Raw genomic sequence first — 16,959 nt, 5'->3', positions numbered from 1 at the left:
CGGCGGTGGCCTGCGACGCTGTGTCCGTGACCGAGACGACTCCCTACGACGCCGACCGCGCCACGTTCTCCCGCCCCGCCCTGGCACGCCTGGTCCTCAGCCACCGGGCCATGGACGTTTCCAAGAGCGCGGACGGCTTGGTCCCCACCCGCCACGACCCGGACACCGGTCCCGGCGGCCGGGTGAGCCAGGCGGCACAGCTCGTCGAACTCGCGGAACGCGTGCTCGCCTCGGCCGTGGTCTACGAGCGCGAGCGGGGCAGCTCATGGGCCGAGATCGGCCAGTATCTGGGAATCGGGGCCGGGGAAGCGGAGGAACGCTTCGCCGCGGACCTCGACCGCTGGAACACGGCCTTCGAGGTGCCGTACCGACTCGACGAGACGGGCCGCAAACGTATCCCTCAACTGCCCACGGCGGCCTACGACCCCGTGTGGGCGTGCAAACACCTCGACCTCTGGGCGTACGTCCGGCACCTCGGCACCGGCGACAAGCACGCCGTGAGCTCCGGACTGGACATGGCCGCGCCCGAGGAGGGGGCCTCTTCGGTCACGCCGTGATGGCGTTCGTTTCGGATGGTGACCCACCGGAGAGCGCGACGGCGATACGGTCGGATCCGTACCCTCAGCGGGCCGCACCGCCCGCGTGAGCTGGGGATTCGCACTGGACGGCAGGAGCCGTAGCGGCGTACCGTCCGCAGGCGGCCGCCTGTGTGCGTCCGCTCGCGTCCACGCGAGGGGCCTCTGGGGAGGGCTCCCGGTCCGTTCACTTTCGGGGGGGCTGCTCCGCCATGCTGTGTTCCAACTGACGCAGGCGACGAGCACCAGCCTCGTACCCCGGTGAACCTGTGGTGGGCCGCCTACGTCGGGAGCCGGCTCGTGACGCATGCGGCCGAACGCAGCTACGCGGCGGCCGAGGCGCCGCCCGACATCGTCTCCGCGACCGAACTGCTCGTCGCCGCCGAGGTCTTCGACATCATCGCAGCCGCGCTCGCGATCCGCTTCGCCCACAGACTCACCGCCATGCAATGTGCCGCCGCGGCATCCCGGCCGCCGGCATCCCTGGTCCCGCGCTTCGTCCCGGCCCCGGTCCCCGGCAAGGACCGCTTGGGCGGCAGCCATCGCTGAGCGCGACCGCCCAGGAGGCAGCGCCGGGACTACGACCAGGTGATGCCCGACTGCTCCCGCCACAGCCGCGCCAGCCCGGTGTCACCGGTGACGGACACGGCGTCGAGGGGAAGCCGGTTCCAGAGCGTCAGATACAGGCGCTCCGCGGTGCCGCTGACCTCGCAGTCGGCGGGCCCTTCGTCCGTGCGTCCGGTACGCGGCGGCTCCGGGGACAGCCGTACGGTCCACACGTCGCCCGTGTCCGTGGCCCTGACCCGCAGCACCTTGGGCGTCTCGGTGCGCACCCGGCTCTTGCCCCGGGCATGGAACGCCGACAGCAGTTCGTCGACGCCGTCCACCGCGAACTCCGGCGCGACATTCCCCGGGTGGCCGCCGGCCGCGGACTGGGCGTCCGCGCGATGGACGGCCGTCTCATGGGCCTGTCGCCGTGCCCAGAAGTGGAGCGGCGACGGAGCGGGCAGGAACGACCAGCAGCTCACGTCCGGCGGGGCCTCGCTGAGCGCGCCCACCAGCAGCCCGTGGCCCTCGCGGAACCATTCGAGCAGCTCGTCGCCGTCGAGATCCGGTTCGCCGGCGTCCGGGCGGTACTCGGTGCAGCCCTCCGCGACGAAGACCGTTGCCCAGCGGTGCACCATCCCCGTGTGCCGCAGCAGGTGGCGCACCTGCCACGCCGGGCAGGTGGGCACAGCGGCGTCCGGTCCCGCCTCCTCGGCGGCGAGGGCCAGCAACTGGCCCTCCTGGACGAGCGACTTGATCAGGGCAGAGGTCTCCATGACGCCGATTGTGCCAGCGGACCGCCCGGCTCTCGAGGGGGCGCCGTCGGACACCGTACGGGCGGCTGACGCCCGTTGCGTTCCTCAGCAGCCGGGTGAAGGCGCCGTCCGCTCAACCGCCCTGTGTACGGCGGCGCCACGAGCGGCGTACGCGATGGCCGCCGCGCAGGCGGCCAGTACGGCCACCGTCGTCAGTGCCACGGGCAGCGAGAACCAGTCGGCGAGGAAACCGATCGCGGGCGGGCCGAGCAGCATGCCGCCGTATCCGAGGGTCGACGCGGCGGCGACACCGCCGGGACCGGCGAGCTCGCCGGCTCGTCCTACGGCCACGGGGAAGATGTTCGCCAGGCCCAGCCCCGCGACGGCGAAACCGGCCAGGGCCACCCATACCGAGCTGCCGAGGGCGCCGATCAGCATGCCGGCGGCGGCGGTCGCCCCGCCGAGGACGAGCGTGCGGGTCTGGCCGAACCGTTCGAGCATCGCCGTGCCGCTGAGCCGCCCGACGGTCATGGTCAGCGCGAACAGGGAGTAGCCCGCTGCGGCGAGACCCGGGTGGGCGTTCAGGTCCTGCTCGAGGTGCAGCGCGCTCCAGTCGGCCATCGCACCCTCTCCGTACGCGGTGCACAGCGCGATCACGCCGAAGAGCACCACGAGCCGGCGGGTGCGGCCCTCGAGGCGACGCGGCGCGGGGGACGCCGTCGGCGTCCGGGCCGCGGGAGCGCGGTGGCGGAGCAGTACGGGCCCGGCAACGGCGGTGACCAGGAGCCCGATGCCGGTGAGGGCGAGCAGGTGGACGGTGGGGGACAGACCTCCCGCGACGAGGCCGCCGAGGCCCGCGCCGAGCATGCCGCCGAGGCTGAACGCCGCGTGGAAGCCGGGCATGACGGGCCGTCGCATCGTCCTGACGAGGTCGACCGCGGCGCTGTTCATGGCGACGTTGATCCCGCCGTAGGCGGCGCCGAAGACGAGGAGCACCAGGCCGAGCGCGAGCGCGGAGTGGGTGAGCGGCGGCAGCGCCATGCTCAGGGACAGCAGTACGGCGCTGGCGACGGTGACGGAGTGGCTGCCGAAGCGGCGGCAGAGCCGTCCGGTGAGGGTCATCGTGACGACGGCGCCGGCCGAGACCCCGAGCAGGGCGAGGCCGAGGTCGCTCGCGGACGAGCCGGTCTGCTGCTTGATCGCCGGGATGCGGACGACCCAGCCGGCGAAGAGGAAGCCGTCGAGGGCGAAGAAGACGGTGAGGGCGACGCGGAGGCGGGACAGGGAGACGGGGGCGGGGTCTCCGCCGGGTCCGCCCGGTACGACTGTCCGGAGTTTGTTTAGTAGCGGCACAAAGTCAGGATAGGGGGTACGGCCGGTTCCTTTCAAGGCGGCCGGATTCCCCGCACGGCAGCGCTCGCACCTCCGGGATCATGGGAGACTCGCCTCCATGAACGGCAAGGCGACGACCACCCGGACGAGACTCGAGAGGGGCCGCAGTGCACTCGGCCCCGCCCTGGAGCTGGTTCACACCGGGCGTGCGCCCACGCGTGCCGTGCTCACGGCCGAGCTCGGCGTCACCCGCGCCACCGCCGGGGCCGTGGCGGCGGAACTGGAAGCACTGGGCCTGATCCGCGTCGACTCCCGGCCGGGCGCGGCCGCCGGCTCTCAGGGCCGCCCCTCCCACCGGCTGTCCGTCGACGACACCGGCCCGGTCGTCCTCGCCGCACAGGTGCACGCCGACGGATTCCGTGCCGCACTCGTCGGCCTCGGCGGCCGGATCGTCGCCACCGCACCCGGCTGCGTCGCCGTCCAGGCCGACCCCGCCCAGGTACTCGGCGAGGTCGTCGACGCCGGCGCCGAACTGCTGCGCCGCAGCGGCCGACGGTGCGTCGGCGCCGGACTCGCCGTGCCGTCCGCGGTCGCGGAACCCGAGGGCACCGCACTGAACCCGCTGCACCTGGCCTGGCCGGCCGGGGCTCCGGTACGGGAGATCTTCGCCGAGCGGGTGAGTGCGGCGGGCATCACGGGACCCGCATTCACCGGCAACGACGTCAACCTCGCGGCCCTCGCCGAGCACCGGCACGGCGCCGGCCGGGGGGCGAAGCACCTGCTGTGCGTCGCCACGGGCCACCGGGGCGTCGGCGGTGCGCTCGTCCTCGACGGACGCCTGCACAGCGGCAGTTCCGGACTGGCGCTCGAGGTCGGGCACCTCACGGTGAACCCGGAGGGCCGCCCCTGCCACTGCGGCAGCAGGGGCTGCCTCGACGTCGAGACGGACCCCCTCGCCTTCCTGACCGCGGCGGGCCGCAACCCCGGCCCGGAGGTCTCCCTGCTGCAACGGGCCAGGGACCTGCTCCGAGAGGAGTACGACGACCCGTCCGTGCGCGCCGCGGCGGAGGAGCTCATCGACCGGCTGGGGCTGGGCCTGGCGGGCCTCGTCAACATCCTCAACCCGGACCGCATCATCCTCGGCGGTCTGCACCGGGAACTGCTCGACGCCGACCCCGACCGGCTGCGGGCCGTGGTCGCCGACCGCAGCCTGTGGGGCAGAAGCGGGGGCGTCCCGATTTTGGCGTGCACCCTCGACCACAACAGCCTCGTCGGCGCGGCCGAACTGGCCTGGCAGCCGGTCCTCGACGACCCCTTGGGCGCGCTCGCCTGACGGCAGGGTCGAAAGGCGTCAGCCGTTCTGTCCGACATGGCGTACGTCCGCCGGTCCGGTCCGATGCTCCGTTCCGGCGGCGTCCCCCGGCCGGCGGAGGCCGCTGTGCGGGCCCGGTGCGCCCGGAGCACCGGGCGGCCGCGGGCCGGGCCACCCGTCCGGAGGCACCCCGGCCGGTTCGCGGGCGGTTTCGGGTAGGCCACGACATGTGAGCTACGACCCCACCCGCCCGCACCGTCTGCTGCGCCTGTGGCGCAAGCTGGCCGAGTCGCCTCTCGGGGTCGGCTGGAGCCGTGGCCGTCGGCTCGAACTGATGCACCGGGCCATGGGCTTTGCCGCACTCGGCTTCCTGACGCTCGTGCCGCTGCTCATCGTCGTCGCGGCCACCGACCCGGCGAGCGGGCAGGGCTTCGCCCGGTGGATGAGCCAGGCACTGGGGCTCGCGGAGTCCTCGCAGGACGAGGTGGAGCGGCTGTTCGGTCTGCCGCGCCAGGCGCTGCAGCGGACCACCGCGTTCGGTCTCGCCGCGCTCGCCGTCTTCGGGCTCACCTTCGGCTCCGCCGTGCAGACCACGTACGAGAAGGTCTGGGACCTGCCCGCGGCCCGCTGGCACACGATGTGGCGGCATGTCGTGTGGCTGGGAATGCTGATCGTCTACCTGATGATCTTCGTGAGCACACCACTGCCGGGTGAGTCCGTGCTGTCGGCGGCGGTCGGGGCGATCGGCGACCTGGCGGGCACGGTGCTGTTCTTCTGGGCGTCCCAGCGGGTCCTGCTCTGCGGACGGGTCCGCTGGCGGGCCCTCCTGCCGGGGGCCGTCGCGACCGCCATCGCCCTGCTCGGCCTGCGCGTCTTCTCCCAGCTGGTCTTCTCCCCGCTGATCGCGTCGAACGCGGTGACCTACGGCCCGTTCGGCACAGTTCTCGTGGTCCAGTCCTGGCTCGTGGGCGTCGGAGTGGTCGTCTACGGCGGCGCGATCGCGGGGCGCGTCGGCCATGAGATGTGGGCGAGGCGGCATGTGGCGCGCAAGCGCGGGGGCCCGCCGGGGTGGCAGGGCCCGCCGCATCGGTGATCACCAGTGTCTGCCGCGCCGCAGCGCCGCGCGCTGCGGCTGCGAGAGGTGCAGCACCTGGTAGCGATCGCCGTCGGCCCCGGGCCGGTCGTCGGCCCAGAGTGTGACGTGGAGCAGTTCCCAGTGGCGCGGGTCGACGGCGAGCGCGGCGCAGACGACCCCGTCCAGCGCGGCGAGCCGTTCCGTCTCCCGTACGGCCTCCTCCACCAGCGGGGCGGGCGCGGCGCCCGGGGCCAGTGCGAGGCGCCGCCGCACGGCGGCGCGCGGGGGGCGCCCGGTGGCGGGGCCCTCGTGGTAGGCGAGTCCGGTGAAGTGCCGCACCTCGGGCCGCCCGAAGTCGTCGACGATGCCCTGGAACCCGGGGCCCCACAGGAAACGGTTCATCCCCTCGGGCGCCGCCCAGAGGTACAGGGGCGCGTACTGGTTCACCGGCGAGTCCGCGCCGCGTTCCCGCACGAGGTAGGCCTTGAGCCCGAGGCCGGGGAAGTCGTCGAGCAGATGTCCTCGTGTCGCCACCCGCTCGCGGATGATCCCCATGTCGTAGTCGGCGGGAAGTGTGATCTCGTACTGCATCACGTGCACGCCGCACTCACCCCTTGTCCGCGGCGGAGGGCTCCAGCAGGGCGAGCAGTCCCCTCACTCCGGCGTCGAAGGCGGCAGGGGAGCCGGACGCGCGTGCCAGTACGTAGCCGCCCTGGACGGTGGCAACGACCGTCGCGGCGATGTCGGCCGGGACGAGTGCCGGGCTCAGCTCGCCACGTGCCCTGCCCTCCTCGACGATCGACGCCAGCAGGCCGCGCAGCCAGTCGAGCGTCGCGTCGACCGGCTCCCGCAGCCGGTCGTCCGCGAGGACGTCCGGGTCCATGGTCAGCCGGCCGACGGGACACCCCCGCAGGACGTCCCGCTCGCGCAGCAGGTAGCCGGCGATGCGCTCGTACGCGGTGCCCGGTCCGTCGAGCGAGGCCGCCGCGGCCGTGCGCATCTCATCGGCGGTGCGCCGGACGGCGGCCAGCGCGAGATCCGGCTTGCCCGCGAAGTGGTGGTACATGCTGCCCTGGCCGGCACCCGCGAGCTGCTGGATCGCCTTGGGGCTGGTGCCCACGTAGCCGCGTTCCCACAGCAGTTCGCGAGTGGCCTCGATCAGCCGCTCGGAAGTGTTCATGGAGCCACTGTACATACCAGTAGGTACAGAAGTCGGGTTTGGGCGGGAAGCAGCCGCGCGGGGGCCGCGTACTCCGCGGGTGGTACACACACTGCCGCCGGCCGTACGACGACCGGCACCCCCTGGCGGCGGGAGCCTCGAAGCGGACAAGGAAACGCATCCATCGCCCACCGAGGAGCTGACCGAGATGAACACGCTCGCCTACGACGGGCCCGGCCCGTGGATCCTGTTCTTCCCGTTGATCTGGGCGGCCGTCGTCGTCGGAGCCGTCACCGTCCTGCGCCGCACGGGCATCTGGCGCGGCCGTCCCGCCCGGTGGCAGGGCACCCGCCCGCCGCTCGCCGAGAGTTCGCCCATCGCCGTCCTCGGCCGCCGCTTCGCCGCGGGCGAGATCGACGAGGAGGAGTACTGGCTGCGCCTGTCGGTCCTGGAGGAGCAGTTCGGCCGCGTCCCCAAGGACGGTGCGGCATGACCGGCACCGTCACCACCGGGTCGGACACCCGGACCGCCGCCCGGTCGTCGACGCCGTGAAGGTCCCATGCTCTTCGAGGCGTCGGGCCGCCGCAGCTCGCCGCCGTGGCGGCGGGCGGTCCGGTGGCGGGGGCGTTCGCGTGCGGGCGGCCCGCACGCCGCGCCGCGCCGCACGCCGTCGCCGGCGACGGACGCACGGCCTTCTGCGCGCCCGGTCAGCCGGCAACGGCCGACCGGGCGGCAGCCGTCTCCGTCTCCGGTACGACCGGAAGGATCTCGGCCTCCGGTGCCCCGGTGAACGGGCCGATGGTCGTCGCCCCGTACACCACCGCACAGGGTGGCATGGTCACGGCGGGGGAGGAGGCCGGAAGAGTGAACCAGACGACCTTGCCGTTGTCGCCCTGCGGTCTCACACCCCAGCTCTCGCTCATGGCGGCCACCAGCGCGAGGCCCCGTCCCGAGGTGGCGGACGACCCGGGCTGGCGCACGGTCGGCAGCCGCGGATCGTGGTCGTGGACGGACACCGTGAGCCGGTCGAGCAGCAGCTCGACGTCCACGGTGCACATCTTGTCCGGCTGAGCATGCCGGTGGACATTGGTCAGCAGCTCGGTGACGCCCAGCGCTGCATGGTCGATCAACGGATCGAGATGCCAGTAGCGCAGGTGCGCCGAGATGATTCTGCGGACCTGACCGATCCGCGACGGCAGGGCCTGGAGCTCCACCGTGCAGTGCCTGCTTGGCTGGCTGATCACGGCTGCGACTCCCCGAAATAGTCCGGAAGAAGACGAGGAAAGCGATCCAGCAGTGGGCCGACCTGCTGATCAGACCGGCGGGGCTGGATCGCAGCGTAACCGCCGGTGCACCCTGAGTGATGTGGAACCAGCGTGGACCATCGCCGACAGGCCCGCAACTCACAGGACTTCCGCGCCTCTCAGCGCTCGGAACCGCCTGCCCCGCGCACCGCTTCGAGGAAACGCCCGGCAAGGGCGCGGGCGTCGGGCCGCCGGCTGCGCTGCCCCATGGTCAGCCGGTACCGCTTGCCGTTGAGCGTCGCCACCGTGCTGTCGTCACCCGCGAACCACGGCCGTCCCGCGGTGACCGCACGTACGGGCGCGCTCTCGATCACCCGGCCGTAACTGGTCATCAGCGCCAGCCTGCCGTCCTTGATCAGCACCTGCCCGGCCCGGGTGAGCGAGCGTGGCCAGCGCTCGATACGCACTCCCGTGGCGCTGAATTCCGGTTCTGCCATGGCCATTACGTCCGCCCCCTTTGCAGCGACTCTCCTGGAAGTGTGCACAACTCGCGCCATGCACACCAGTGCACCCGGCGCAGTCACGCCACAAGCTGCGCCTATGGATACCCAAAGCGAACGTTTACGCAGGTGGCGGGCTTACTGTTGCCCGTGTGGCCGGATGACGGCTCCGACGACCGCAGACGGAGGGCGACGTTATGAACAGCACCGGGCAGCAGCAGGCACCGGGCGCCCCGGCCGTGACCGTCGACGTCGACCGCAGCGATCCCCACTACCGCGGATGGCTCAAAGAGGCCGTACGCAAGGTCCAGGCCGACGCCAACCGGTCGGCAGACACCCACCTGCTGCGCTTCCCGCTGCCCGAGCAGTGGGGGATCGACCTCTACCTCAAGGACGAGTCCACCCACCCCACCGGCAGCCTCAAGCACCGGCTGGCCCGCTCCCTGTTCCTGTACGGGCTCTGCAACGGCTGGATCAGACCCGGCAAGCCCGTCATCGAGGCGTCCAGCGGCTCGACCGCCGTCTCGGAGGCGTACTTCGCCAAACTGATCGGGGTGCCCTTCGTCGCCGTCATGCCGCGCACCACGAGCGCCGAGAAGATCCGCCTCATCCAGTTCCACGGCGGGCAGTGCCACTTCGTCGACGATCCGCGCAGGATGTACGAGGAGTCCGCCGCGCTCGCCGAGCGCACCGGCGGCCACTACATGGACCAGTTCACCTATGCCGAACGGGCCACCGACTGGCGCGGCAACAACAACATCGCCGAGTCGATCTACCAGCAGTTGCGCCTCGAGCGGTACCCGGAGCCGGCCTGGATCGTCGCGACCGCCGGCACCGGGGGCACGTCGGCGACCATCGCCCGCTACGTGCACTACATGCAGCACGACACCCGCATCTGCGTCCCCGACCCGGAGAACTCCTGTTTCTTCGACGGCTGGACCCATGGTGACCCCCGGGCCAGCAGTGACTGCGGCTCGCGGATCGAAGGCATCGGCCGGCCCCGTATGGAGCCCAGCTTCGTGCCGGGAGCCATCGACCGGATGATGAAGGTGCCGGACGCGGCCAGCGTCGCCGCCGTACGGGCTCTGGAACAGGCCATCGGGCGCAAGGCGGGCGGCTCCACCGGTACCGGACTGTGGAGCGCCTTCAAGATCGTCTCGGAGATGGTGACCGCAGGCGAGAAGGGAAGCGTCGTCACGCTCATCTGCGATCCGGGCGACCGCTATCTCGACAAGTACTACTCGGACGGCTGGCTCGCCGAGCAGGGACTGGACATCCACCCGTACACGGTCGCCATCGAGGAGTTCCTGGCCGGCGGCGTCTGGCCCTGCTGACCGGCCGGGCTCACGGTCGGCCGGTGGAACGGCCCAGTCGGCGGTCCAGATTGCGCACCGCGTCCTTGAAGGCGCGCCCCAGCCCGGGACGGCCGAGGCGCAGCACGACCCGCAGCGGCGCGGGTCCGTCGGCCGCGAACGTCCACTGCACCCGGGAGCCGGCCGGCGTCGGGGTGATCCGCCACTCCTCCAACAGGGCCCGCAGCCCAGGGGCGTTGGTCTGGTCGACGCGATAGGCGTAGCGGGTGTCCGGCTCCCGCGCGAGGACCGTCTCCGTGAACACCGTGCCGCCCTTGAGCCTGATCTCGCGGCCCGCTCCGTCGTCCACGGGCCGGGCCGCGGTCACCGCGGTGAACCATTCGGGCCAGCCGGCGACATCGTCGGCGAGTGCCGCGTACAACGCCTGCGGCGACGCCGTGAGATGCGCCGAGAAGACCAGACGCAGTGGTGCGCTCTTCGCGAACTCCAGCTCTACAGGACGGAGTTGACGTGCCATGGGGGGTCCTCACTCCAGCGGCGGACACGGGACCGCACACCATAGCCGCAGCTCGGTCCGATGTCCGCCCTCAGCGCCCCGCTCGCCCGTTCAGGAGTTCGTCGAGCGCACGGGCGAACACCAGTCTCCCCGCCCTGGCCACCAGTCGGTCCAGCAGCCGCGGCAGCAGCGGAAGGCGCAGCTCCTCCACCCACAGGACCACCGAACCCGAGTCCGTGCCATGGACCTCGATCTCGGCCCAGCCGGTGACGACCCGGCCGCGTTTCTCCAGCCTGCATCGGCCCCGTCGGCCCGCCGACGGCGGCTCCCACTCGACGATCTCCATCGGATCGTCGAAGCCGAACCGGCCCGCACCACTGCGTGCGACGACCGTGGTGCCCACGCCGGCGGGCCCGGGGCCCGACACCGTGACGGCCGTCAGCGGCACCGCGGCACCGTGCGCCGGCCAGTCCGTGACCTTCAGCCAGCACTCGGCGGCCGGCAGAGCGGTGACCCGTCCGATACGGAAGGTGCTCACACCGCTCAGCCGTCCTGCGCGTCGGCCTGTTCGCCCGCCACGACGAGCGAGGGCAGATGCTCGGCGATCTCCTCGCGGACCGCCGCCGGCAGTCCCGCGTCGGTGACCAGGGTGTCCACCTCGTCGAGCCCGGCGAACGAACTGAGGCCCACCGTCCCCCACTTGGTGTGGTCCGCGACCACCACGACCCGGCGCGCCGCCTGCACGAGGTGGCGGTTCGTCTCCGCCTCCGCGAGGTTCGGCGTCGACAGACCGGCCTCCACCGAGATGCCGTGGACGCCGAGGAACAGCACATCGAAGTGCAGCGAGCGGATCGCCTGGTCGGCCACCGGCCCGACCAGCGAGTCCGACGGCGTGCGCACCCCTCCGGTGAGCACCACGGTCGCGGCGCCCGGCCGCCGGCCGCCCGCGCCGCCCGACCGCTGTGCCGTATGGAAGACGTCGGCCACCCGCACCGAGTTGGTGACGACCGTCAGGTCCGGCACGTCCAGCAGATGGTGCGCCAGCGCGTACGTCGTGGTCCCGCCGGACAGGGCGATCGCGCTGCCGGCCGCCACCAGGGCCGCCGCGGCCCGCGCGATGTCCTCCTTCGCGCTCAGCTCCAGCGCCGACTTCGCCTCGAACCCGGGCTCGTGGGTGCTCGCCTCGACCACCGGGACGGCGCCGCCGTGCACCTTCTCCACGACGCCCTGCCGCGCCAGAGCGTCCAGATCGCGCCGCACCGTCATGTCGGAGACATTGAGCCTGCGGGTGAGTTCGTTGACCCGGACCCCGCCGCGCCTGCGCACCTCGTCGAGGATCAGAGCACGCCGCTGCTCCGCGAGGAGGTTCTGGTTGTCGCTCACCGCCGGGGCCGGTCCTTCCTTGTCGCCATACGCCGTCCACGCCCTCCCACGGGGCTGTGGCCAAGGCTTCTCATCCTCGCACGCGTATTGGCCGTCGGGCTCGGGGAGATTCCGTGAGAGCGGTGCGGCGGGCTGTCGTGTTCCGCGATTCTGTCGCCATCGTTGCTGCGGGGGCACACCGGACCGGGCCGCGCCGTACCGACCCCTCGCGTTCCGCCCCGTTACGTCCTGTTGTTTCCGTTTACGTCCCGTTGTTTCCGTTCCGGCTCGTCCCGAGATGAGGGAGTCACCGCAGTGTCCCCTGCCACCCAGGCACCGCGAAGCGGCGGTCCCGCGCTCGAGCTGCTCGTCCACGGCGTCGGCGGAGCGACCCCGCAGGACATGCTCGGCGACCCCCGCACCGTACGGATAACCGGCGACGAGAAGGCCGCCGTGTACCGCCGCACCGACGACGCGGAGGCGGAGAACCACCCCGGCGAGTACCAGGACCGGCCCATCCCGGAGGCGTACTGCTGGTCCAACCTGACGTCCGGCAACGGCGCTCGGGCCCTGTGGCTGCTGCTGCTCCCGTTCATGGTCGTCAACCTCGCGCATTGGATGCGGCCCAGGGCCAAGGGGAGTCGCAGGACCACCCGTCTCTACGGCGCGCTGGTGCGCCTGGTCGCCCTCAGCCTGACCGTACTGCTGACCGCGGCGGCCTGTGAGGTCGCGCTCGACCTGCTGGCCTGGCAGTGCGCCGGGTCTGACGAGTGCAGCGACGACAGGTCCTGGCTCGGCTTCATGTCCGCTGCCAGGGAAGGCTGGTGGTCCCAGCCGGGGCGGCGCCTGGCGCTCGCCGCGGTGGTGCCCGCCGCGTTGGTCGCGCTGCTCTGGTACCTGTCCAACCGGACCTGGAGCGCGTACGAGTCCCAGCGCCCGCCGACCGGCGCCGGAGACGCGGCCGCCGGGGACGACGAGGACGACGAGGACGCTCCAGAGACCGACGACGGCGATCACGACGGCCGCGGTGAGGACGGCGATCATGACGGCCGCGGTGAGGACGAGGCCGCCGGGCGGCGGAAGCCGCTCGTCCGGCCCGCGCTGGGAAGGCCGGGCTTCTGGTACGGCCGGCGGCTCGTCGCCCGGCTGCGCGCCGCCCACACCGCCGCCGGATTACTCACCGTCGCCGCCGCGGTCGCCGGAGCCGCCGCCCGGCACGACCGGGGCGGCGAGGACACCGTGTTGAAGATCTGCGGCATCCTCCTGGAAGGCGCGCTCGTCGCCGGCGCGGCCGCCGTGCTGTGGGTGGTGGCCCGCCGGGGCCGCAGCGAGCGGCGCGTCGACGCCGGCATCGACCGGGCCGCCGTGCGCCGCCTGCCGGGCGCCGCCCTCGTCCTGCTCGCCCTGTCGCTGCTCTACGCCTCCTGGTCACGCCCCGGATGGGCCTCCGACGGCACCCTGCCCGGTGACGTCACGTTCCGGGTGATCGTCCTTGCCCAGGGCGCCCTCGTCGTCGCCCTGGCCGTGGCCGCCCGACGGCTGCACCGCCGCGCCCGGCACCCCCGCACCGTGCTGCACGGACTCGGCGGGCCCGCCGTCGCCATGCTGGCCTGCGCGCTCGGCGGCGTGATGACCGGCGGCGTCGCCCAGCGGGTCGCGGACTGGCTCGACGGGCCCGGCACCCCCGGCATGGACGGGGAGGGCATCATCCCGGGGCCACCGGTGCTGCTGAGCTGGCAGGCGTCCGTCATCCCCGTCCTGCTGGCGGTGCTTCTCGTACCGACCGTGCTGCTCGCCGTACGGACGTGGTTCGCCGCACGCCGCCTCGTGCCGCAGATCGAGGCCGAGTACTTCGACGGCGACCAGGGCGAAGGCCGCCCCGACCGTGTCCGCACCCGCCGGATAGCGGGCACCCGCGCCCGCGCGGCACTCACCGACGTCGCCCCGCTGATCGTCGGCGTCGTCTCCGGCGCGACCCTGCTGCTCGGCGCCGCGGCCGTCGGCGGCGCGTGGCTCAGCGGCGAGGTGCCGGGCCGCTCCTTCGGCGAAGGGCCCGCGGAGTCGGCGGCCGAGACCGCGCAGGCACTGGGGTCCTGGCTCATCGGCTTCGGCTTCATATTGTTCGTCACCATGGGCCGCCGCGCCTACCGTGACGCCTCCGCCCGGCGCACCATCGGCATCCTGTGGGACGTGGGCACCTTCTGGCCGCGCGCCGCGCACCCCTTCGCGCCGCCGTGCTACGCCGAGCGGGCCGTCCCCGATCTGACCTGGCGCATGTGCACCTGGACCGGGCGGACCGGCGGCCGGCTGGTGATCTCGGGGCACTCCCAGGGCAGCGTGCTCGCCGCGGCCGCCGTGTGGCAGCTGCCCGCCGACACCCGCAAACGGGTGGCGCTCCTGACGTACGGATCGCCGCTGGAGCGCCTGTACGGACGCTGGTTCCCCGCCTACTTCGGCCCCAAGGCGCTGCTGGAACTCAGCAGCGAGGTCGACTGCTGGCGCAACCTGTGGCGGCGCACCGACCCGATCGGCGGGCCGATGCTGATCGCCGCGGAGACCGATCCCCCCGGTGACGGCTGCGACGACCCGACCGACGTCGACCGCCAGGCGCTCAAGGACCCGGTCGTCTACGGCCGTTCGGAACGCCATCCGCTGCCCGAGCCGATCCTCGGGCACTCCGACTACCAGGCCCACCCGGACTTCGCCAAGGAGCGGGCTGCCCTGCTCGACCGGCTCACGCCGGCCGTGCCCCGGCAGGCTCAGGGCAGTTCGGGCAGATCCTCCGGGTAGAGCAGGGTGAGGTCGTCGGTGTTCGTCTCCGCCAGCTCGGCGACCCGCCCCGCGTGCCGCTCCACCATCGACTCGAACGTCTGGCGCGCGGTACGGCCGTTGCCGAAGGCCGGCCCCTTGGGCAGCGCCGTGAAGTACTTCAGCAGCGCCTCCGACGTGCCCTCGGCCAGCCGGTACTCGTGCTCCTCCGCCTGCTGCTCGACGATCCGCAGCAGTTCCTCCGGGTCGTAGTCACTGAAGGTGATGGTCCGGGAGAAACGGGACGCCACACCGGGGTTGACCGCGAGGAAGCGCTCCATCTCCGCCGTGTAGCCGGCGACGATGACCACGACGGCGTCCCGGTGGTCCTCCATCAGCTTCACGAGGGTGTCGATGGCCTCCTTGCCGAAGTCCCGGCCGGAGTCCTCGGGAGACAGCGCGTATGCCTCGTCGATGAACAGCACACCGCCGCGCGCCCGGTCGAACGCCTCCTGGGTGCGGATCGCGGTGGAGCCGATGTGCTCGCCGACCAGGTCCACCCGGGACACCTCGACGAGATGGCCGCGCTCCAGAACCCCGAGGGAGGCGAGGATCTCGCCGTACAGCCGGGCGACGGTCGTCTTGCCCGTGCCCGGGGAGCCGGTGAAGACCAAGTGGCGCCGCACGGAGGCCGCCTTGAGACCGGCTTCCTGACGGCGGCGGCCCACTTCGATCATGTTGGTGAGGGTACGGACCTCGCGCTTGACGCTGTGCAGCCCCACCAGGGCGTCCAGTTCGCCGAGCACCGCGACGGAACTGCGCGCAGGCTCCTTTGACGGGGCGGGCGCGGGGGCGGACTGCGTGCTCCGGGCGGGGACGGCGGACAGCAGACCGGGCGTCCTGGTCGCCGTCAGGGTGGCCGTGGCAGGCTCCGCGCCGGGGCGGGCGATCCCGCTCTCGTCGCTGGTGCAGTCCTCGACGACCGGGCCCGAATCCTCGCCGAACTCGTAACCGCCGCGCGCACAGCGCTCCGTGCGGCAGCGGTCCAGCGTCGTACGGCAGCCGTCCATCACATGGAAGCCGTAGCCCCCGCTGCCCGTGACCCGGCAGCCGCGGAAGGTGCCGCGGCCCTCCGCGGACACGTAGAAACCGGCCTCGGCCGGGGAGGTGACGGTGCAGCGCTCGATCACCGGGTCCGCGCCCTTGGTGACGATCACGCCTGTCTGGGCGGCGTCGATGGTGCAGCCGTTCAGGGTGCCGCCGCTGCCGTGGTCGCGGAACCAGGCGCCGGTCGAGACCTCACGGATACGGCAGTCGTCGAGCTGCGCCGTCGCGCCGTCGCTCACCGAGACCGCCGTGTTGCGCACCTGTGAGAGGTCGCTGTCGACGACGTCGACGCGGGAGCCGCGGTCGAGGACGAACAGCGCGTCGGGCACGTCGTGGACGCGGCACGAGTCGAGTACCGCCGTCGCGCCGTCACTGACCCAGACCGCCGGGTAGTCGCCCGTACTCTCGTGGATCTCGCACTGGTTGGCGTCCACGCGTGTGCCCGGGTCCCACACGGACAGGCCGTTGCGGCCGAAGCGGCGCACCGTGGAGCGGGTGAGCGTCAGCACGGACCGGGAGCGCAGATCGATCGCGTTCTCCGGGATGTCGTGGATGTCGCAGTCGGAGAGGGTGAGGACCGCGTCCGTGTCGAGGGTGACGCCGTCGGCCGACGTGCGGTGCACGGAGGAGTCGGTCAGGTGGGCGCCGGCGCGGGAGGCGATCTGTACGCCGGTGCCCTTGATCTCGTACACCTCGCAGCCGATCGCCTCCAGGCCGCTGCCCTCGCCGGAGACGCTCAGGCCCGCGCCGGAGGTGTGGTGCACCCGGCAGCGCTCGAGCCGTGGATGCGCCCCGCCGTGCACCGACACGCCCGACTGGCCGGCCGCCACCACCTCGCACTCCTCGAACACACCGCCCGCGCCGTCCAGTACGCCGATCCCGACGCCCGCCGGGTTGTCGACGGTGCAGCGGCGCACCGTGGGCCGTGCGGCACCGCGCACCTCGAGACCGACGGCGGATCTGGTGACGATCCGCAGGTCCGTCAGCTCGGGCGTGCCGTCCTCCACCAGCAGGGCGGGGGCGGCGGAGTCCTGGCCCTCCACATGCAGGTCCCGCACGGTGGCGGAGGCCCGGACGGTCAGCGGCACACCGTCGGCCGGGGCGATGCGCACCGACCCGGCAGAGCCCTCGGGGCCGCGCAGCGTGACCGCGCGGCGGACGACCAGATTCTCGCGGTAGGTGCCGGGGGCGACGGTGAGGATGTCCCCGTCGCCGGCGGCCTCCAGGGCAGCGGCGAGAGAGGGGTACTCGCCTGTGCGGCGCCGCCACCGCGAGGTGCCGGTGTGCGTCACCTGGACCGTGCCCTGTGCCATCGTGCTGCTCTGCCCCCACCTCGTGTTCCGTACAACGCCGCGTCTCTGAGGGGAACGCCTCCCGAACCCCGAAGGGCGTCGCACCACCGTAGCGCGCGCGGCCCGCGGGAGTTGACGGGATG

At 72.8% G+C, this 16,959-nt stretch carries 17 protein-coding genes; 7 read left to right on the top strand and 10 right to left on the bottom strand.

Features of this window, described 5'->3' with window-relative positions:
* The first annotated feature begins 26 nt into the window (after nucleotides 1-26).
* Together ACIPJI_RS26880 and ACIPJI_RS26875 are read left to right on the top strand one after the other, a co-directional pair.
* Nucleotides 27-557: a hypothetical protein gene (locus ACIPJI_RS26880; protein ID WP_402249358.1), complete on the top strand. Its 531-nt coding sequence runs from the start codon at nucleotides 27-29 to the stop codon at nucleotides 555-557.
* Nucleotides 558-707: 150 nt separating this feature from the next.
* Nucleotides 708-1,124 (top strand): DUF4328 domain-containing protein, encoded by a 417-nt coding sequence (locus ACIPJI_RS26875; protein ID WP_402249356.1) that lies wholly within the window; start codon nucleotides 708-710, stop codon nucleotides 1,122-1,124.
* Nucleotides 1,125-1,153: 29 nt separating this feature from the next.
* Here ACIPJI_RS26875 and ACIPJI_RS26870 read toward each other — a convergent pair whose 3' ends face one another.
* Nucleotides 1,154-1,897: a maleylpyruvate isomerase family mycothiol-dependent enzyme gene (locus ACIPJI_RS26870; protein ID WP_402249354.1), complete on the bottom strand. Its 744-nt coding sequence runs from the start codon at nucleotides 1,895-1,897 to the stop codon at nucleotides 1,154-1,156.
* A gap of 84 nt (nucleotides 1,898-1,981) precedes the next feature.
* Nucleotides 1,982-3,229: an MFS transporter gene (locus tag ACIPJI_RS26865; protein ID WP_402249352.1), complete on the bottom strand. Its 1,248-nt coding sequence runs from the start codon at nucleotides 3,227-3,229 to the stop codon at nucleotides 1,982-1,984.
* Between the two features lie 97 nt (nucleotides 3,230-3,326).
* Here ACIPJI_RS26865 and ACIPJI_RS26860 point away from each other — a divergent pair, with 97 nt between their 5' ends.
* Complete coding sequence (locus ACIPJI_RS26860) at nucleotides 3,327-4,541, top strand: ROK family protein (RefSeq protein ID WP_356620421.1); 1,215 nt, start codon at nucleotides 3,327-3,329, stop codon at nucleotides 4,539-4,541.
* Nucleotides 4,542-4,749: 208 nt separating this feature from the next.
* The gene (locus ACIPJI_RS26855; RefSeq protein WP_373465249.1) at nucleotides 4,750-5,613 is read left to right on the top strand and encodes a YhjD/YihY/BrkB family envelope integrity protein; all 864 of its coding nucleotides are present in this window, start codon (nucleotides 4,750-4,752) and stop codon (nucleotides 5,611-5,613) included.
* On the opposite strand, the gene ACIPJI_RS26850 is transcribed toward ACIPJI_RS26855, so the two are convergent.
* Nucleotides 5,614-6,195 (bottom strand): DUF4865 family protein, encoded by a 582-nt coding sequence (locus ACIPJI_RS26850; protein WP_356620422.1) that lies wholly within the window; start codon nucleotides 6,193-6,195, stop codon nucleotides 5,614-5,616.
* A gap of 7 nt (nucleotides 6,196-6,202) precedes the next feature.
* A complete protein-coding gene (locus ACIPJI_RS26845) occupies nucleotides 6,203-6,775 on the bottom strand; it encodes a TetR/AcrR family transcriptional regulator (RefSeq protein WP_402249350.1) in 573 nt (190 codons plus the stop codon).
* A 187-nt stretch (nucleotides 6,776-6,962) separates the two neighbouring features.
* Here ACIPJI_RS26845 and ACIPJI_RS26840 point away from each other — a divergent pair, with 187 nt between their 5' ends.
* A complete protein-coding gene (locus tag ACIPJI_RS26840) occupies nucleotides 6,963-7,247 on the top strand; it encodes an SHOCT domain-containing protein (RefSeq protein ID WP_402249348.1) in 285 nt (94 codons plus the stop codon).
* Between the two features lie 214 nt (nucleotides 7,248-7,461).
* Here ACIPJI_RS26840 and ACIPJI_RS26835 read toward each other — a convergent pair whose 3' ends face one another.
* Entirely contained in the window at nucleotides 7,462-7,998 is a 537-nt protein-coding gene (locus ACIPJI_RS26835; RefSeq protein ID WP_402249345.1) for an ATP-binding protein, read from the bottom strand.
* A 179-nt stretch (nucleotides 7,999-8,177) separates the two neighbouring features.
* Nucleotides 8,178-8,501 (bottom strand): hypothetical protein, encoded by a 324-nt coding sequence (locus ACIPJI_RS26830; protein ID WP_005320591.1) that lies wholly within the window; start codon nucleotides 8,499-8,501, stop codon nucleotides 8,178-8,180.
* A gap of 194 nt (nucleotides 8,502-8,695) precedes the next feature.
* Here ACIPJI_RS26830 and ACIPJI_RS26825 point away from each other — a divergent pair, with 194 nt between their 5' ends.
* The gene (locus ACIPJI_RS26825) at nucleotides 8,696-9,832 is read left to right on the top strand and encodes a PLP-dependent cysteine synthase family protein (protein ID WP_402249343.1); all 1,137 of its coding nucleotides are present in this window, start codon (nucleotides 8,696-8,698) and stop codon (nucleotides 9,830-9,832) included.
* Nucleotides 9,833-9,842: 10 nt separating this feature from the next.
* Here the strand turns inward: ACIPJI_RS26825 and ACIPJI_RS26820 are convergent, their stop codons facing one another.
* The 3 genes from ACIPJI_RS26820 to ACIPJI_RS26810 form a co-directional block, all read right to left on the bottom strand.
* Nucleotides 9,843-10,328 (bottom strand): SRPBCC family protein, encoded by a 486-nt coding sequence (locus ACIPJI_RS26820; protein ID WP_402249341.1) that lies wholly within the window; start codon nucleotides 10,326-10,328, stop codon nucleotides 9,843-9,845.
* 70 nt (nucleotides 10,329-10,398) lie between these two features.
* Nucleotides 10,399-10,845 carry an SRPBCC family protein gene (locus ACIPJI_RS26815; protein WP_356620428.1) on the bottom strand — a complete coding sequence of 149 codons (447 nt, stop codon included), beginning with the start codon at nucleotides 10,843-10,845 and terminating at the stop codon, nucleotides 10,399-10,401.
* A 5-nt stretch (nucleotides 10,846-10,850) separates the two neighbouring features.
* A complete protein-coding gene (locus ACIPJI_RS26810) occupies nucleotides 10,851-11,690 on the bottom strand; it encodes a DeoR/GlpR family DNA-binding transcription regulator (RefSeq protein ID WP_307705056.1) in 840 nt (279 codons plus the stop codon).
* A 294-nt stretch (nucleotides 11,691-11,984) separates the two neighbouring features.
* Between ACIPJI_RS26810 and ACIPJI_RS26805 the strand changes: the two genes are divergently transcribed.
* Nucleotides 11,985-14,459: a hypothetical protein gene (locus ACIPJI_RS26805; RefSeq protein ID WP_402249339.1), complete on the top strand. Its 2,475-nt coding sequence runs from the start codon at nucleotides 11,985-11,987 to the stop codon at nucleotides 14,457-14,459.
* Here the strand turns inward: ACIPJI_RS26805 and ACIPJI_RS26800 are convergent.
* Nucleotides 14,429-16,837 (bottom strand): right-handed parallel beta-helix repeat-containing protein, encoded by a 2,409-nt coding sequence (locus ACIPJI_RS26800; RefSeq protein ID WP_402249338.1) that lies wholly within the window; start codon nucleotides 16,835-16,837, stop codon nucleotides 14,429-14,431. The genes ACIPJI_RS26805 and ACIPJI_RS26800 overlap by 31 nt on opposite strands.
* Between the last annotated feature and the right edge of the window lie 122 nt (nucleotides 16,838-16,959).

The organism is Streptomyces sp. NPDC086835, from assembly GCF_044745705.1.
Lineage (GTDB): Bacteria > Actinomycetota > Actinomycetes > Streptomycetales > Streptomycetaceae > Streptomyces.
The sequence above is the reverse complement of the archived record's forward strand: the minus strand, read 5'-3'. Positions and strand labels throughout refer to the sequence as shown.

Coding starts and splice junctions, on each gene's coding strand:
- ACIPJI_RS26800 (WP_402249338.1), bottom strand. CDS start 16,837: ATGGCACAGGGCACGGTCCAGGTGACGCACACCGGCACCTCGCGGTGG.
- ACIPJI_RS26845 (WP_402249350.1), bottom strand. CDS start 6,775: ATGAACACTTCCGAGCGGCTGATCGAGGCCACTCGCGAACTGCTGTGG.
- ACIPJI_RS26825 (WP_402249343.1), top strand. CDS start 8,696: ATGAACAGCACCGGGCAGCAGCAGGCACCGGGCGCCCCGGCCGTGACC.
- ACIPJI_RS26860 (WP_356620421.1), top strand. CDS start 3,327: ATGAACGGCAAGGCGACGACCACCCGGACGAGACTCGAGAGGGGCCGC.
- ACIPJI_RS26820 (WP_402249341.1), bottom strand. CDS start 10,328: ATGGCACGTCAACTCCGTCCTGTAGAGCTGGAGTTCGCGAAGAGCGCA.
- ACIPJI_RS26830 (WP_005320591.1), bottom strand. CDS start 8,501: ATGGCCATGGCAGAACCGGAATTCAGCGCCACGGGAGTGCGTATCGAG.
- ACIPJI_RS26840 (WP_402249348.1), top strand. CDS start 6,963: ATGAACACGCTCGCCTACGACGGGCCCGGCCCGTGGATCCTGTTCTTC.
- ACIPJI_RS26870 (WP_402249354.1), bottom strand. CDS start 1,897: ATGGAGACCTCTGCCCTGATCAAGTCGCTCGTCCAGGAGGGCCAGTTG.